This window comes from Staphylococcus sp. FSL W8-0305, assembly GCF_037966415.1.
GTDB classification, from domain to species: domain Bacteria; phylum Bacillota; class Bacilli; order Staphylococcales; family Staphylococcaceae; genus Staphylococcus; species Staphylococcus aureus.
The window spans coordinates 1,620,563-1,638,399 of record NZ_CP150198.1; the positions used below are offsets into that span (position 1 = coordinate 1,620,563).

General features: G+C 31.9%; 17 protein-coding genes. 4 read left to right on the forward strand and 13 right to left on the reverse strand.

The genetic code is table 11. The features are described from left to right. Window positions 1-25 precede the first annotated feature (25 nt). Window positions 26-808, reverse strand: coding sequence for a tandem-type lipoprotein (locus NST10_RS08020; RefSeq protein WP_001814080.1), 783 nt, complete (start codon window positions 806-808; stop codon window positions 26-28). Between the two features lie 366 nt (window positions 809-1,174). Here NST10_RS08020 and spn point away from each other — a divergent pair, with 366 nt between their 5' ends. Continuing rightward, entirely contained in the window at window positions 1,175-1,483 is a 309-nt protein-coding gene (gene spn / locus NST10_RS08025; RefSeq protein ID WP_000669514.1) for a myeloperoxidase inhibitor SPIN, read from the forward strand. A 105-nt stretch (window positions 1,484-1,588) separates the two neighbouring features. Here spn and NST10_RS08030 read toward each other — a convergent pair whose 3' ends face one another. The 4 genes from NST10_RS08030 to NST10_RS08045 all read right to left on the reverse strand — a co-directional run bounded on the left by NST10_RS08030 (window position 1,589) and on the right by NST10_RS08045 (window position 6,957). Continuing rightward, a complete protein-coding gene (locus NST10_RS08030; protein WP_001208900.1) occupies window positions 1,589-3,076 on the reverse strand; it encodes an FKLRK protein in 1,488 nt (495 codons plus the stop codon). An 18-nt stretch (window positions 3,077-3,094) separates the two neighbouring features. Next, window positions 3,095-3,793 carry a superantigen-like protein SSL11 gene (locus NST10_RS08035; RefSeq protein WP_000769147.1) on the reverse strand — a complete coding sequence of 233 codons (699 nt, stop codon included), beginning with the start codon at window positions 3,791-3,793 and terminating at the stop codon, window positions 3,095-3,097. 382 nt (window positions 3,794-4,175) lie between these two features. After that, complete coding sequence (locus tag NST10_RS08040) at window positions 4,176-5,408, reverse strand: restriction endonuclease subunit S (protein WP_000072632.1); 1,233 nt, start codon at window positions 5,406-5,408, stop codon at window positions 4,176-4,178. Continuing rightward, window positions 5,401-6,957 (reverse strand): type I restriction-modification system subunit M, encoded by a 1,557-nt coding sequence (locus NST10_RS08045; protein ID WP_339209347.1) that lies wholly within the window; start codon window positions 6,955-6,957, stop codon window positions 5,401-5,403. The genes NST10_RS08040 and NST10_RS08045 overlap by 8 nt, the downstream gene beginning before the upstream one ends. Window positions 6,958-7,016: 59 nt before the next feature. Here NST10_RS08045 and NST10_RS08050 point away from each other — a divergent pair, with 59 nt between their 5' ends. After that, window positions 7,017-7,136 carry a hypothetical protein gene (locus tag NST10_RS08050; RefSeq protein ID WP_031788484.1) on the forward strand — a complete coding sequence of 40 codons (120 nt, stop codon included), beginning with the start codon at window positions 7,017-7,019 and terminating at the stop codon, window positions 7,134-7,136. Between the two features lie 82 nt (window positions 7,137-7,218). Here NST10_RS08050 and NST10_RS08055 read toward each other — a convergent pair whose 3' ends face one another. From NST10_RS08055 to NST10_RS08090, 8 genes are all read right to left on the reverse strand, one after another. Next, window positions 7,219-7,902, reverse strand: coding sequence for a superantigen-like protein SSL10 (locus NST10_RS08055; RefSeq protein WP_000778504.1), 684 nt, complete (start codon window positions 7,900-7,902; stop codon window positions 7,219-7,221). A gap of 362 nt (window positions 7,903-8,264) precedes the next feature. After that, window positions 8,265-8,963, reverse strand: a complete 699-nt coding sequence (locus NST10_RS08060; RefSeq protein WP_000778481.1) for a superantigen-like protein SSL9 — start codon at window positions 8,961-8,963, stop codon at window positions 8,265-8,267. A gap of 340 nt (window positions 8,964-9,303) precedes the next feature. Further along, window positions 9,304-9,999, reverse strand: a complete 696-nt coding sequence (locus NST10_RS08065) for a superantigen-like protein SSL7 (protein ID WP_000769829.1) — start codon at window positions 9,997-9,999, stop codon at window positions 9,304-9,306. A gap of 446 nt (window positions 10,000-10,445) precedes the next feature. Then, on the reverse strand, window positions 10,446-11,150 hold the full coding sequence (locus tag NST10_RS08070; protein WP_000784258.1) for a superantigen-like protein SSL5: 705 nt from the start codon (window positions 11,148-11,150) through the stop codon (window positions 10,446-10,448). A gap of 360 nt (window positions 11,151-11,510) precedes the next feature. Next, window positions 11,511-12,488 (reverse strand): superantigen-like protein SSL4, encoded by a 978-nt coding sequence (locus NST10_RS08075; protein WP_000784528.1) that lies wholly within the window; start codon window positions 12,486-12,488, stop codon window positions 11,511-11,513. A gap of 346 nt (window positions 12,489-12,834) precedes the next feature. Then, entirely contained in the window at window positions 12,835-13,866 is a 1,032-nt protein-coding gene (locus tag NST10_RS08080; protein ID WP_000702714.1) for a superantigen-like protein SSL3, read from the reverse strand. 287 nt (window positions 13,867-14,153) lie between these two features. Then, window positions 14,154-14,855 carry a superantigen-like protein SSL2 gene (locus NST10_RS08085; protein WP_000782834.1) on the reverse strand — a complete coding sequence of 234 codons (702 nt, stop codon included), beginning with the start codon at window positions 14,853-14,855 and terminating at the stop codon, window positions 14,154-14,156. A gap of 282 nt (window positions 14,856-15,137) precedes the next feature. Then, window positions 15,138-15,818 (reverse strand): superantigen-like protein SSL1, encoded by a 681-nt coding sequence (locus tag NST10_RS08090; RefSeq protein ID WP_000668994.1) that lies wholly within the window; start codon window positions 15,816-15,818, stop codon window positions 15,138-15,140. A gap of 471 nt (window positions 15,819-16,289) precedes the next feature. On the opposite strand from NST10_RS08090, the gene NST10_RS08095 reads away from it, so the two are divergent. Together NST10_RS08095 and NST10_RS08100 are read left to right on the forward strand one after the other, a co-directional pair. Beyond that, a complete protein-coding gene (locus tag NST10_RS08095) occupies window positions 16,290-17,135 on the forward strand; it encodes an SDR family oxidoreductase (protein ID WP_001024392.1) in 846 nt (281 codons plus the stop codon). 18 nt (window positions 17,136-17,153) lie between these two features. Beyond that, on the forward strand, window positions 17,154-17,513 hold the full coding sequence (locus tag NST10_RS08100) for a DUF1304 domain-containing protein (RefSeq protein WP_001021628.1): 360 nt from the start codon (window positions 17,154-17,156) through the stop codon (window positions 17,511-17,513). The last annotated feature ends 324 nt before the right edge of the window (window positions 17,514-17,837 follow it).

Below are 17,837 nucleotides of genomic sequence, written 5' to 3' on the forward strand. Positions count from 1 at the left end.
GAATTATTTCTACATCTAATAAACTTTAGCTATCTTCATCAGACGGCCCAAAATTTAAATAATCTCTTAATGTTGTCTCTTGATCTTTAACTTTTGAAAATTTATATTCTATTTTTTTGTATCCAACTGAACTTCCTTTTATATCACCATCTATATGTAACTTTAATATTGGAGCCTTTTTCGTTGTAATTGGATAAATATCTCTAAGTTTTTTTACATTTTCATCACTATTATTCAATTTGTATTCTGCTTCATAACTAGGAATATTTTCATTAGTTGTTATACTTCCATCTTGATAATTTTTTAAATCTTTAAAATCCGCATACTGACTAAAAAATTTAAAATTTTCAATTTTTTGTTTAAGTTTTTCGTCTTCTACATTATCCAAAAGAACAATCTTATTATTTTTAAGTTCAACACGGTATTTTTTCTCATTCTGATTTTTGCTAATATCATCATAAATTTTATTTACAAAATAATAACCTGTTGCCTTTTTGGTATTTCTATTTAGATATAAAACCATGCCTTCGTCATCTATTTCATCCGGTTTGTTACTTTTTGAAAAACTTGTGAGTAAAGTCCACGTCCCCTTATCTCCCTTTTTAAATTCGCCATCTCGATATCCTTCTTTATCATATAGGTCCTCGAGATTCTTAATTGGATACATATCTAATGTTTTCGCAAAGCTCTTTTTAATTTGTTCTTCTTTGGAATCTTCTTTTGTTTTATCACTTTTGCCACAACCTGCTACAACAACTATTAAAAGCAAGATACTTATGTACAATGCAAAACTTTTTATATTTCCCATCATTTCACGTCTCTCTGTTTTATACTTCATTTATATTCTCTTTTCATATAAATAATTAATTATTTTGTATATTTCTCTTTTACGTTACCAAAATATACATATACAATCAATTTAATTTATTAATTAAATTTGTACTTATTATTATGTTGCATCATTTTTTTATTATTGTTTCATTTGAATTAAAATATCTTCGAAATCTACTACTCAATACTAAGGAACACAAGTATCGCACTAAAGATTAATTGCATTTAAACAATATTTGTCACTTTAACTATTTATTAAAAATCATTAAATCGACTTAATAAACGTAATTTTCTCAATATTCAGTGTTATGATGGAGTTACAATTTTTAGAGGAGTGATAGATATGAAATTTAAAAAGGTTTTAGTAGCTACGGCAATGGTAGGTGTATTAGCAACTGGCGTTGTTGGATATGGTAATGAAGCAGATGCGAAAGTGTATTCTCAAAATGGACTCGTACTACATGATGATGCAAACTTCTTAGAACATGAATTAAGCTATATCGATGTGTTATTAGATAAGAATGCTGACCAAGCTACAAAAGACAACTTAAGATCATACTTCGCCGATAAAGGACTACATTCAATCAAAGACATTATCAACAAAGCTAAGCAAGACGGCTTTGATGTTTCAAAATATGAACACGTAAAATAAATTCAATAATGCTTTATAACAAAGCACATAAAAAAACAGCTCAATGACGTAGAAGTCAGTGATTAATTCACTAATTTCATTACATCATTAAGCTGTTTTATTTAATTATTTTTCTAATTTAGGTGTTGTACGTTCAACTTTCTTTTCACCCAATGGATAGAACCAAGTAATCGGGAAATCGTTAGTATCGAATCCAACTATTTTATCGCCGTATAACTTGTAGTAAGCAGGCGTATTTTCAAGTTTTTCGTCAAACTCACGATCCGCTTTTTGTTCAGGTGTTTCTTCAATATCAATCTCTTTAGAAACAAACTCATTACTTAACAAGTCACCTGTAATAGGATCAACCACTGTGAAGTTTAATTTTTCTCCATTTTGTAATCTAAAACCAGCACCATGTGAGTCAAAGCTAAATTCACCTTTTTCATTTACTTGTAAATCAGGGAATAATTGTGCTTCACCTAGTTCAGAGTCTACCTTCACTACTGCATTCGCGAATTTAGTCTTTCCTTTAATTACTTTAGTACCTTCTTTATCAAGAATACCTTTACCTTTGTCTGTATGATATAAGCTTCCATATATTTCATCAACATGTAAATCTTCTTTAACATTATCTAAAACTTTCACTTTGTTGAGTTTAGTATGGTCATATTTAGTTTCTGCTTTATCGATATCTTCTAAGCTCGTTACTTTAGTTTTGAAAATTAAAGGTTTTAATGCATCTTCTTCATCATCAGGTGCAAATGTTAGTGAAATGTCATTACCTTCTTTTAACTCTAAATTATCGAAACGTTTCGTTTTGAAGTCAAAGTTAAAGTATCCTTTGTCATCAATAGGCATCCAGATACCATCTGAACTAGCTTTAGTGTCTTCTTTACTAACTCCGCCCTTAACGCTCTCTTCAAAATTAATAAATTTATTATTAATAGATAAAGCAACTTTACCTTTTACAGACGTATGCCCTTTAATAATACCTGATCCTTCAGTAATAGGTTCGATAAAAACTTGGTGATGTCCATCTTTTTCTTTTAGTTGTTCTTTCGGTATTTCATACGCTTTTTCATATCGCGGTGTTGTGTAAGTAACTTTAGCTTCTGTACTTTCTTCCTCAACGCCAGCTTTATCAGTTGAAGCTTCTTCCACCTCTTCATCTTCTTCATCTTCACCTAAATCAGGGCTTGACGACGAAACCTCAATTTCTTGATTATGAACAATTTTACGATTATTTAAAGGGTACTCAAATTCTCCTTTGTCATTTGCTTCAACAAAACCCAAACCGCCATTTTCTACTGAATCCGCACTTTTCCCATCAACTGTTAATAAAACATAGTGATTTGGTAAAGTAGTTCCCGTTATCTTTTGAGCTCCAGGTTTAATAGTATCTAATTTAACAAAGTTCTTATTAGATTCTACTGTTTTTGTTTCTTTTGAATTTTGTTCAGTCTGTGAAACAACTTTTGATTCTTGATTTGTACTTGGCTTCTCATTAGCCTCTGATGCTTCTGCTTGTCCGTTTGTCATGATATATAACATTGTAATTGCAACAGATACTAACCCGACTTTCATTTTACGTAACTTAAAATTTTCCCTCATGATATACTCCCTCGAATATTAATATAAATCGACTTCAATTTTTTCTATATTTCTACCATCAATTACATCACCCATACGATGAGGCTGTAATTTTTTATTTAATTCAAAAGTATAGTAGCCGCCACCTTTCATAGTAATTCTAATTTTACCGTCTTTAGGCTCTGTCTTATAAAGTTCATGATTTTCAATTAAATGTTTTCTTAATTTGAAATCTAATTCTTTTAATGAAATTTCTTCTTTATTAATTCTATAAGTTTCTGCTTGTCTTGTTGCTGTATTATGTCCTGTTGGTTTAGTTATTTCTAGACCTACATTATTTACGAAATCTTTATAATCGTTTTTATTCGTCTTGGTAATTCCACCTATTGAAATATTTTCAGCTTGTTTACCTGATCCTTCTCTGACTACAAAGACATCTAACCCTTCATAATCATAGTCATAATCTTTAAATCTTTCTTTGTCTGTACCAAGTAAAGTAACTACATTAAGTTGTGTCCCATCAATAATGTTCATTTTATCCTTTTCTCTATAACCACTCACATTTTGAAAATTATATCCTGTTCCACTGTAGTATTTTTTTAATTCTTGCGTGTCGTTTGAAGTAACTGATAATCTGCTTTGCTCACTTGCTTTTACTGGCTGAGCAGTAGTTGTAATCATCCCTGTTGTCAAAATCCCTAGTGCTAAACTTGCTTTAGCAATATTTTTTAATTTCATAATTCTATGCTCCCAATTTTTAGTCTATTTGATTTATTCTATTACGCAATACGAACAATCCTCATTCATTATAATGAGCAACGGTCGTGCTTCACATTAAACTTACTTTAACTAAAAATTAATCATTATTAAGTGATTTAATAAATAGTTAACTAATATCATTCAATTCCTATCGATCTACTCTCTTTTATTTACGAATAACACTTTATCTCAACTTAATCTTTATTTAACTACTTATTCTGTACACAATTTCGACACAAAAAAGACACTGTGCTATCACAGTGCCTAAATTTAATGTTCGTTTTTAATTTACTTTATGTTTATAACTTTTATGTTAAATTACACAAATTTTATTCTTATGCAACCTATGTGTTTATCAAAGTTATAAGAACATCTTTTGTAAAAAGGATTGTTTCTCTTTTTCTAATATTTCAATTTTTATTTTCTGTTTACTAATCAATATATCCATTTTTTTAAAGAAATCACCTATCTTTTCTTGTTCCTCCAATACAGGTATATCTATATTTATATTTTTTAATTGTTTATATTTTAAGTTCCATGTATCTGATGTTAATCCTTGTGAATTAATTTTAAATTTATGAATCATTCTATGTGTTTTAAACTTATATCCAATAAATAATGAGCTAGTATTTTGTGTTGGATAAAGCACAGTATATGCAGGGCTAACAATCCCATTATAATTTGATCTACCACTAGCCCCTTGCCACATTCTCATAGAATTATATGCAATATCATTTTTCCTAACTACTTTATAATTACTTTTATCTTTACTTGAATTATCTTTTCTATCCAATTCACTAAATTTTATAATGCCACTATTTATAGTTACTGAAAGCATTTGACCTTTGTCAGAACGTTCGTTTCTCTCTTTTAAATATTTTTCTATTTTGCTATTTTCCCAATGTGGATAATCTTCACTATTCTCATCTTTGAATCGCAGTTCCTGTGAGAAGATTTTCTGCATATAGCCTTTTTTTTGTTGTTGAAGTAATTCAAGCTTTTGTTCTTCTAATTCAATTTGTCGGTCGAGTTTGCTGAAGAAGTCACCTATTTTTCTCTGTTCTTTAGCCGAAACAGGGTATATGACCTTCATTTTATTAATTGCGCTACCTGATGTTAAAGCTCTAGTTGTCATAGAACTTTTTGTAATCATTTCTTTTCTAAATGAATTAGTAAAAAAGACATATCTTTTAAAATTATTATTTATTAAATCAATTCCTGATTTAGGCCGCCCTCTTAATACAAATCCACTAAACACAGTATTTTCAGGGTCATTTAAAATTACAGACGGATAACCTATTTCACCAATTACCTCACTAGTCCTTGTAAAAAAAACATCACCCTTTTCAACAGAATAATTTTTTAGTTCTTTGCTATTCACATTAACTTTTCCAGTCAGATTATTTGTATTTAAGCTCCTGTTATTAAATACATCTTTGAAGTTAACAATCGACGATCCTGAGCCAAAATATTCTTTTCCTTTATTTAAACCATTTTTAAATTCTAATAACTCGCCAACCTTCTTCTCTTCCCATTCGCCTTCAAACCCTGGGAATCTCAACTCTGGCACATTTTTCGTTTGTGTATTACTCATCTTTCAACACCCCAAGTTCTTTCAGGTATGCATTGATTTCTTGTTCAATTTCTGCGATTTCTTTGTCGATATTTTTCAAATCTTGTTGGACTTGATCTAAATCAATTGGCGCTTCTTCTTCGAATGTATCGACATATCTCGGTATGTTTAAGTTGTAATCGTTATCGGCGATCTCTTGTAATGTCGCGCTGTAGCTATACTTATCAATTGTTTCCTTACGCTTATATGTGTCTATAATTCGTTCGACTTGGGCATCGCTTAAATGGTTTTGGTTTTTTCCTTTTTCAAAATCATTGGATGCATCGATAAATAATACGTTGTCGTCTTGTTGGCGACATTTTTTAAATACTAAGATACATGTTGGAATACTTGTCCCATAGAAAATGTTCGCTGGCAAACCAATCACGGCTTCTAAGTAGTTCTTTTCTTCAATTAAATAACGACGAATGATACCTTCTGCGGCACCACGGAATAAGACACCATGTGGGAGTACAACGGCCATGGTACCTTCATCATCTAGGTAATGTACCATGTGTTGAATAAAGGCAAAGTCTGCTTTAGACTTTGGCGCAAGCTTGCCGTATCCGCTGAAGCGTTCGTCATTTTCAAATTTTGAGTCTGCTGTCCATTTCGCGCTATATGGTGGGTTCGCAATAACCGCATCAAATGTATGTCCTAAAAAGGCTGGATTTTCCAACGTATCATCATTACGGATATCGAAATTTTCATATCGCACATCATGTAACAACATGTTCATGCGCGCTAAGTTGTATGTGGTATTGTTACGTTCTTGTCCAAAATAACGATACACTTTTGCCTCTTTACCAACGCGTAACAGTAATGAACCTGAACCACATGTTGGGTCATATACATGACGTAATTTATCTTTACCGTCTGTGACAATCTTCGCCAGTATCTTAGATACTTGTTGTGGTGTATAGAACTCGCCTGCTTTTTTACCCGCTGTCGCCGCAAAGCGCCCGATAAGAAATTCGTATGCATCACCTAACATATCAATTTCCATATCACTGTGAACGAATGGTAAGTCATCAAGGTTAACCATAACTTTGGAAATTAACGCAGTACGTTCTTTGACATTGTTACCTAAACGCGTTGAACTTAAGTCCATATCGCTGAACAGTCCGATAAAGTCATTTTCACTTTCTTCACCTAGTGTTGAAGTTTCAGCTTTACGAATTGCCGTCGCCAGATGTTCGATATCGAAATCTTGCGTTTCAATTTCACGAATCATCGCACTGAATAAATCTTGTGGCTCAATGAAGTAACCAACTTGATCAATTAATTCTGCTTTTAAGTCTTCACGGTATTCTTCATCTGCCCATGCTTCTTGATATGTAATATCTTCACCTGCCAAGGCATCTGCATATTCTTGTTCCGCTTTTTCAGATAAGAAGCGATAGAAAATCAAGCCTAAAATGTAATTACGGAATTCACTCGCATCCATATTCCCTCTTAAATCATTCGCAATTGACCATAATTTTTTATGTAATTCAGCTTGTTGCTGACGTTGTTTTTCAGTAATAGACATGTGATTCCTCCGCCTTTGCATAAGTAATTTGTCTCTTTGTGTAATAGATTTATTATAACATTTGGTGGTGTCGCGATGTTGAGAATTTTGATGTTGATGGTGGAAATTTTATATTCATGGAGATTGGGATAGGATTCATAACACGCAAACAAAAACGGCTTAACGACGATATCGATTGATGCATCCTTTTGGTAAGGTATACGCACCAATTTACTTTTCATCGTTAAGCCGCTTCAATTACTTTTTATTATTCATAATGATTTACTTTAAATTCACTTCAATATCCTTAATTTGTTTACTATCTATGACTTCCCCCATATGTTTGAATTTTAATTTAGTTCTTAAATCAAGGTTATAAAAGCTACCATCTTTCAGACTAATTTTAATCCTACCATCTTTTGAGAGTGTTTTATAAAGACCGTATTTTTCAATTAGATGCTTTCTCAACTTAAAATCTAACTCTTTCAATGATATTTCTTCTTTTTTAATATCATAAGGGTAACCTTTCACAAAAGCATCTTCACCCTTTTCTTTTGTAACATTTAATCTTGGTGTGCTGACAAAGCCGGATGTTTTATTGGTCTTTGTTACACCACCAACAGTATATGATATGTCGTGCTTGTCTCTTCTTTCTTGAACAAAAAACACATCTAAGCCCGTATGTCTTCGCTGTTGATATTTACGGTACTCATCTCCAGGCAATAATACTTGAGTCTTCATCCCTCTATATTTAAAACGTAAGTTATTTTTACCATGTCTCAAAGCATTAATGTTTTTCATTTCCTTAAAGTTTCCAGTGTAGTATCGGTGTAATGCTTCTTTGTCATGTTTGTTTACTGACTTTTGATTTTGTTTAGCATGACCTGAATGGGCCTCTGTTGTTAAAGTTCCTGTTGTTAAAATCCCTAATGCTAATGTTACTTTTGCTAATGCTGTCAATTTCATATTTATTTACTCCAATCTTAATGTATTGGATTGTTATTATTACGTAATTTGAATCATATACGCTTATTATAACGTCCATCGTTTAACGCGATAATTAACCTCGATTTAAATATGCGTGAATTATTATTAATTAAAAACAAATATATTTTAATGTCCAGGTTAATTAACTTTCACGCTTTACATGTCGTTGTTTTTCCGGATCATCGTTTTCTACAACTAATTGTGTTATTTCTACTCTTTGAAACGCAAAAAACAACTTAACAACAATAATGTATTTAACACAGTTCTTATTCAAAGGTACGGGTGTCAATGCACATTTTATCGTTAAGCCGCTTTTTAATTTTTTATACTATCATCTTTAATTAATTCAAATTCACTTCAATATTTTTAATCTGCTTACTATCCAGCACATCAAACATACGATCAAAACTTAATTTTTCACTTAAATCAATTTCATGTTTCTTTTCGTCTTTCATATTGATAACAATTCTACCTTTATCTGACGCGCCTTTATACAATCTATATTTTTCGACTAACATTTTTCTGATTTTAAAATCAAGTTCTTTCAATGATACTTCTTCTTTTTGAATAAAGAACAACTCTTTTATCGAAAAGCCATCTTTAGGATCAACTTTTTTAACTTGCAGTCCCGGATGACTTACATAGCCAAACACGGATCTCACATTTTTCTTTGTTATACCGCCAACGCTATATATGCCGCCTTTAGTATCTATTAATTCAGGTACTGCAAAGACATCACGGCCATGCGTCAGTTCTTTATATTTATTTCTATCGTCGCCAATTAGAAATACTTTGAAATTTTTATTTCGTTGGTTAAAGTTTAAAACGTTAGACCCATAATAATCTTCACTTTTAACACTAATGTTTGTTGATTCATAGCTTTCTTGAGAATAGTAATCTTTTAGCATATTTATATAATATTTGCGTTGTGTTTCATCCAACTTTACTTTCGCGTTTACAGTTTGACTTTCTGCTGTCATCACACCTGTTGTTAATATTCCTAATGCTAATGTTGCTTTAGCTATTGCTGTTAATTTCATAATTTATTGCTCCAATCTTAATGTATTGGATTGTTATGATTACGTAATTTGAAACATCTGCCTTTATTATAAAGTGCATCGAAACAAACTGACATTAACGTGCGTTTAAATAACTTTGAATCATTGTTAATGAACACCTAATTAATATTCAAAGTACGTGGTTTTAATGAGTGGTATGACTTATTTAGTATACTCGTGACTTGTGTTATCAAATGTAAAAAACAGCCTAACGACGACGTTGCTTTAAATACGCTCCTTTGATAGGATATACATATTTATTCAACGTTTCATCGTTAAGCTGCCTCAAAATTTATTACTTTAAAGTCATTGATTGCTTACTTTAAATTTGGTTAATAGTGACTGATATACCTCTAATGTCTTTACTATTCAACACATCGCCCATGCGCTCGAATTGTAATTTATCACCTAAATCAATTTCTACTTTATTTTCGTCTTTCAAATTGATAATGATTTTACCGTATTTAGATGTACCTTTATATAATCCGTAATTATTAACTAATTGTTGTCTAATTTTGAAATCAAGCTCTTTTAATGAGATTTCTTCTTTTTGGATTAAAAATGAGTCAATTGATGCATCTAAATCTTCACCATTAACTTTATTAACAAATAAAGGTGTATTAGTTTCAGAAGTTTTGTTGTTTTTCTTCGTTACACCACCAACAGTAGATAGTCTGCCGTTTGGATCAATTAATTCTTGTACTACAAAGACATTTTGGCCTTGTAGACCTTCTTTATATTGTTCTTTATCTTTTCCTAATAAGAATAATTGGTGATTTTGATCTTTTGGGTTAAAGCGTACAACGTTAGAACCATTGTAGTTTTCAACCTTACCACTAACATTACTATATTCGAAACTTTCTGATGAGTAGTATCGATGTAAATCTCTAATATCATGTAAATGTTGTACTCTCTCTTGTTTTTCTGCCGCTTGAACTGCTTGACCTTCTGATGTAATGACACCAGTAGTTAATAAACCTAATGCTAATGTTGCTTTAGCTAACGTTTTTAATTTCATAGTATTATTCTCCCAATCTATTTTTAAATTTTGACTTAATATATGTTTATGTGATTAATTCAATTACGTAATACGAACAATCTACTATCATTATATAAGCCGGATACTGCGCTATGAATTAACCGCTTTTTAACTATTCCTGAACCAATGTTAAGCTAATTAATGGAATCCTAACAGTATTAATCATTTTTTATAACTCTATGCTATTTTTTTCACCATTCACACTTTCTTTCAATTTAATTATGTTTTCCACATTGTTTCATGTCACTAGTGCGACACCGTGCGACTATAGGTATCAACTATTTTCACAGTTTTTATTGTCGTTATTATCTTTCATCGACCCACTTCATTTCCGATCGTAACGACACAAAAAAGAAGCTAAGCAACCTATGCTGCCTAGCTCATCTATACTATCCATATTTTACTATTATCCATGTTTCGTTGAATTATCTAATATTGGCTTCTATTTTCTCAATATTTCTGCCATCTATGACGTCACTCATTCGGTTTGTTTGTAACTTTTTATTGAGTTCAAACGTATAATAGCCGCCATCTTTCATTGTCACTTTTATCTTGCTAGCTTTAGGAAACTTTTTATACAGATCAAAATCTTGAATTAAATACTGTCGTAATTTAAAATCAAGTTCTTTCAGCGAAATCTCTTCCTTATAAATGTAGTATCTTTTAACATGCACAGAAACACCTGCACCTACTTCTTTTTTAATAACGAATCTAGGTGCGCTTAAGTAATCATAGTAAGCGCCTTGATTTTTCTTAGTAACGCCACCATATGAATACACTGTGCCGTTGCGATTTTCCGCTTCTTTAACTACAAATATATCTAATCCTGGATTTTTACGTTTTTTAATCCTTTCTATATCTTTACCAAAAATTTGTATTCTTGTGAACTTTCTATTTTTATCAAAGATAAGGTAGTGCTTGCCACCTTTGCTATAACGATAGCCAGTAACATTTTTAAGTTCCTTACTTGCGCGACTATAGTAATCTCTCAAGTCGAAGATATCTTTTGTCACATTTTCATATTTTGATTCATGTTCGCTCGCATTTACAGTTTGAGCCGTTGATGTTATAACCCCAGTCGCTAAAATACTTAGAGCTAAACTGGCTTTCGCAATTGCTGTCATCTTCATAGTTGTATGCTCCAATCGTAATTATTAGATTTGTTCGATTACGTTTATTGAATCATACAGCTTTATTATAGTTGGCGTATGTCTCTATTCATATTAAACCTTGTTTAACTATATTTGAATCATCGTTAATTAAATTAAGGAATCCATAATGTTCGTTAAATAAAAATGACTTTTGTTGTACTTCAACGCTTGATAGATTGGTATTTTTAGACACATTTAGGACATAAGCATGTTATGTGTGGTCAACATCAAATATTCGTCTTCTTATACCACTGTGCAACACGAAAGAAGCTGAGCAACATGTAAATTTTTGTCACTCAACTTCTCGGTACATCGTTCAACGGTTCTATGCAGTATCCATCACGATGATTTTAGATTCACTTCAATTCTTTCGATACTAGTGCCATCTATGACATCTGCCATGCGATGTTCTTGTAATTTTTTATGCAATTCAAACGTGTACTTCCCACCGTTTTTCGTTTTAATAACAATTGTTCCTGAACCAATATTACCGTACAAATTATGTTGTTCAATGAGTTGCTTTCTCAATTTAAAATCAAGCTCTTTCAAGGAAATCTCTTCTTTAGTTATCTTATATTCTGAATCATCGTGTGAGATTTTGCCTTTCTCATCTTTTTTAGTAATGCTTAATTCTGCTTTGTGATCAACTTTTTTACTATTTGTCTTCGTGATACCCCCGACAGAATATTTTTTCAATTGATATTTATTGTCCTCTAAAACGATAAATACATCAATATTATCGTATGGCCCATCTTTATATTTCTTATCATCTTTTCCAACTAAAGCTATTTTATAAATGAACCAATCTGGTATAACATTCATAAACCTAACTGTCGTCCATGGTTTCAGCATAAAGCCAAATTGCTTTTCGAATTCTAAACTCGGTTTCGTATAATATGTTCTTAAATCCTTATATTTAGGGTTTATTTCCTTTTGTGCTTGTTTTGTGGTTGGCGATTGCGGTTGTTTTGTTTCGACATTAGATGAATGCGGTGTTGTTGGGTTTGGTGTTGGTTGTGGCGATTGCGGTTGTACATTTGGTGAAGGCGGAGTTGTTACACTTGGTGTTGGTTGTGGCGATTGCGGTTGTACATTTGGTGAAGGCGGAGTTGTTGTAGTTACGCTTGGTGTTGGTTGTGTTGCTTTTACTTTTGTTGAAGGCGATGTTGTTACTTTTTGTATTTTAGATTTTATTGCCTGTTCTGTTTTAAGTGCTGATGCTACTTCTGCATTAGCCGATTGCGTTGTTACTATACTTGCACCTGTTGTTAAAAGTGATAGTGCTAAACTGGTTTTCGCAATTTGTGTCATTTTCATAGTTGTATGCTCCAATCTATTATATTCGATTGTTCTTTACGTAATTAGAATCATACAACTACATTATAGAAGACGTATCGGTCTATTCACATTAAACCATGTTTAACTATATTTGAATCATCGTTAAGTAATCCATAATTTTCGTTAAATACAGATGGTTTCGAAGCGATTCAACGCTTGCACATTGGGCATTGCATCATTTTCAAGACATTGAGATGTCACTTTTACAAACAAGTGAATAATTTCCCTTAACATCATTACGCAAAACAAAAGAAGCTAAGCAATGATGTAGGTCATTGTCGCTTAACTTCTCATTTCATCGTTCAACGGTTCTATGTAGTATCCATCACGATGATTTTAGATTCACTTCAATTCTATCAATATTTGTACCATCAATAACATCTGCCATGCGATGTTGTTGCAATTTTTTGTGTAATTCAAACGTGTACTTTCCACCATTTTTCATTTTAATAACGATTGTTCCTGAACCAATATTACCGTACAAATTATGTTGTTCAATGAGTTGTTTTCTCAATTTAAAATCAAGTTCTTTCAAGGAAATCTCTTCTTTAGTAATCTTGTATTCTGAAACATCATGTGAGATTGTACCTTTTTTATCTTCTTTAGTAATACTTATTCCAGTTTTGTAATCAACTTTCTTTCTATTTGCTTTTGTGATACCACCGACCGAGTATTTGTCTACGCCATATTTATTTTGTTCTAAAACGATAAATACATCGACATGCCTATGCACGCCTTCACCATATTTCTTATCATCTTTTCCAACTAAAGCTATTTTATATATGAAATAATCTGGAACAATATTCATAAATCTTATTGTTGTCCATTTTTTGATAATTATACCCAACTCATTTTTAAATTCTAAACTTGATTTCGTATAATATGATCTTAAACCTTTAAATTTAGGGTTTATTTCCTTTTGTGCTTGTTTTGTGGTTGGCGATGTTGGTTGTGGTGTTTCGACATTAGATGAAGGCGGTGTTGTTACACTTGGTGTTGGTTGTGTTGATTGCGGTTGTGCATTTGGTAAAGACTGAGTTGTTCCGCTTGGTGCTGGTTGTGTTGCTTTTTGTATGTTAGATTTTGGCGTCTGTTCTGTTTGAGTTGAAAGCGATGTTGATACATTTTCTGTGTTAGACTTTGCCGCCTGTTCAGGATTAGCCGTATGATTTTGTTCTGCGTTCACTGCTTGCGCTGTCGTTGTGATTGCGCTTGTTGATACGTTTATCTTTGCTAACTGTCCTGCTTTAAGTGCTGATGCTACTTCTGCATTGGCCGATTGCGTTGTTACTATACTTGCACCTGTTGTTACAAGCCCTAACGCTATACTCGCTTTCGCAATTGTTCTTATTTTCATAGTTGTATGCTCCAATCGTAATTATTCGATTGTTCTTTACGTAATTAGAATCATACAACTTCATTATAGAGGACATATTGGTCTATTCACATTAACCCTCGTTTAACAATTGTTGAAATATTATTAAGTCATTTAAGCAAAAAATAATGAGTACTTTCGAGGTTTATGTGGTGTTACTATGTATCTTTGAAATGATTTTAAGACATAAAAAAGAAGTTAAGTAACGTTTTATCATCACTTAACCTCACTATTGCAATTTCAATTCATTACGACGACCAGTCTAAGCATTATGCTTTTTTAACTTTGACTTCAATCCTATCAATATCTATGACTTTGACGATATCGGCCATTCGGTCTTCTTGTAACTTTTTATCCAATTCAATTGTATACTTGCCATAGTATTTCATTTGGACAGTAACTGTTCCTGAACTCATTTCACCATAAAGACCATAATGATCAATAAGATGTTTTCTTATTTTAAAATCAACCTCTTTTAATGTCATTGCTTCTTTATCTATTTTAAATGGGAAAAAGTCATAATCATATTCACCAGTGTGATCTTCTTTAATGACTCTTGCTTCTGCTACTTGGTCGACAACTTTATCGCTTGCTTTTGTGATACCACCAATCGAGTACTTTGCACCTTCAAATCTCTTATCCTCATTAACATAAAATATATCAAGGTTGCGATGTACACCCGTATGATAGTGTTCCTTATCTTTGCCAACTAAAGCTAGATTATTAACTGTATTACCTTCTATCATATTCAAAAATTTAGTGCCTGGTTTAGGTTGAATACTACTGATATAACCTGTCACATTTTTATATTCAACACTAGGTTGAGTATAGTACGCTTTTAAATTTTTACTATTTTGGCTTACTTGAACATGTTTATTTTCGGCATGCACCGGTTGTTCCGTTACAGTATTTACACCTGTAGCTAAAATACCCAACACTAAACTTACTTTTGCAATTGATTTCATTTTCATAATTGTATGCTCCAATATATTAGATTAGATTGTTTTATTACGTAAATTGAATCATACAACCATATTATAGGAGCTGTATGCTGATATTCACATTAACCCTTTTTTAACTATTCATAAAATATGATTAAGCTAGTTAAGTAAAAGATAATGCGTGCTGCGACTGTTTGTGTGAGTTTTGTAACTTTGCCCTCAAAAAAGAAGCTAAGCAACAGTACGTCGCTTAACTTCCATATATTTCCATAACAAGCACGATTCAACATAGCGCTTTGTCGTTAGAAAGTATTATTTCATTTCTACTAGAATTTTTTGTATTTGTCTGCCGTCGATAGAATCACCCATACGTTCTTTTTCAAGTTTTTGACTTAAATCGATAGTATGTGATTTGCCATCTTTCATAGTAATTGTAATTTGACCTTGTTTAAGACCATTTGAATACAAGCCGTGTTGTTTGATTGCACGTTCTCGTAATCTATAATCAAGTTCTTTTAATGAGATATTTTCTTTATAAATTTGATACAGACTATTTTGTGGTTCTTCATTACCTTTCTTAATTTCAAGGATTGGAGAGTGTATATAGTCGTAATACACTCCTCTATTAGTTTTTGTTACGCCACCAATCGAATGATTATCAGCTTGTCTACCGTTTCCTTCTCTAACGACAAACACATCTATATCTGGGTTAACTTCTTCATTATATTTATCTTTATCAGAACCAACTAAAGATATTTTATTATATTGTCCATTGTATATAAAATCAATGAATCTATCTTTACCTTCAATAAATCCATATCCAGTTACTTTTTTATATTCAAAACTTGGTCCATTATAATAAAGTTTTAAATCAGCCTCACTTTGTTGTTTAACTTCTGTTTTCGCTTGTACTGATTGTATATTCGACGTTATTACACCTGTTGCTAACATTCCCAATGCTAAACTTGCTTTTGCTATCGCTTTAAATTTCATAATTTTTAGCCCCAATCTATTTAAATTTGATTTTTCAATTACGTAATATGAACAATCTACCTACATTATATTGAGGCGCTATTCCCTTTCAAATTAAACCTCATTTAACTAAACTTGAATCATTGTTAAGGTAATTAATAAAATGCTAACTGTTAATAATCAATTCTTATCCGTCAAGACTCTTTTTTATACAATTCACACTTTAAACCATTTTAATTTTAAAAACTGTAAAACTTTCAGACACAAAAATGACATCATATCGTCGCAGTACCATGTCAAAATTTTCAAAGATCATGGTGACACGCATCAACTAAAACGCGTCATTACGGTATTTTTAACATTAATAACATATGCGTATTTACTATACACGGCGACAATAAATACAGATTGCAATTTTTTATAAAATCAAATGTTTTGAAAATCATCGAATAAGTATTATGTTATGTATATAAAGATTAGGAGATGAAGTGAATGAATATTATGTTAACAGGTGCTACAGGTCATTTAGGCACACATATTACAAATCAAGCCATTGCAAATCACATAGATCATTTTCACATTGGTGTTAGAAATGTTGAGAAAGTTCCAGAAGATTGGCGCGGAAAAGTTTCTGTTCGACAATTAGATTATTTTAATCAAGAAAGCATGGTAAAAGCATTTAAAGGCATCGACACCGTTGTGTTTATTCCAAGTATTATCCATCCATCATTTAAACGTATTCCTGAAGTGGAAAATTTAGTATATGCCGCAAAGCAAAGTGGCGTTGCTCATATCATTTTCATAGGTTATTACGCAGATCAGCATAATAATCCATTCCATATGAGCCCTTATTTCGGATATGCATCACGTTTATTGGCAACAAGTGGCATTGATTATACGTATGTAAGAATGGCGATGTACATGGATCCACTTAAACCATATTTACCAGAATTGATGAATATGCATAAACTGATTTATCCAGCTGGTGATGGTCGTATTAATTATATTACTAGAAATGATATTGCTAGAGGTGTCATTGCTATTATTAAAAATCCAGATACTTGGGGCAAACGTTATTTATTATCAGGCTACAGTTATGATATGAAGGAACTTGCTGCAATTTTATCTGAGGCATCAGGCACAGAAATTAAATATGAACCCGTTTCATTAGAGACATTTGCAGAAATGTACGATGAACCTAAAGGCTTTGGTGCATTATTGGCATCAATGTACGACGCAGGAGCAAGAGGACTATTAGACCAAGAATCCAATGAATTCCAACAATTAGTCAATGATCAACCACAGACACTGCAATCATTTTTACAAGAAAATATTTAATACTAAAGGAGCGTTACAGTGAATATCATCTCGACAATTTTAATCATATTTGTGGCATTAGAATTTTTCTATATTATGTACCTTGAAACGATTGCTACAACTTCCAGAAAGACCAGCGAGACATTTAATATAAGCGTCGATAAATTGAAAGACAAAAATATTAACGTACTTTTGAAGAATCAAGGCGTATATAATGGTTTAATCGGAGTTTTGCTAATATACGGTTTATTTATCAGCAGTAATCCAAAAGAAATATGCGCAGCTATTTTAGTGTATATCATTGGCGTTGCTATTTATGGTGGCCTTTCAAGCAATATTAGTATCTTTTTCAAACAAGGCACATTGCCAGTATTGGCACTTATATCAATGCTTTGGTAAGTATTGGTGTTTTGGGGTTTGGAGATGTAGTCGGAGGTTTGGAGGATTTGAGCGATTTGGGTATGGACTTTAGACTCAGAGTATTTCAACCTAATTATTTCAAGCAGAGGTGACAGTAGCGTTGCCTCTGTTTCCTTATAGAAAAATTATTTAATGAAGAAAATTCATATCTGTTTTAATTTTTAGTTGATAAATACTCCATATATTAGAATGGCTACTTTATCTATTGCATCAATCCTTTAAAACAAAAAACCCATGATTTCGAAATTCCCGTATGGTGGGGTTCCTACTCTCATGGGTCAGTTAACTAAATTATCACTATCA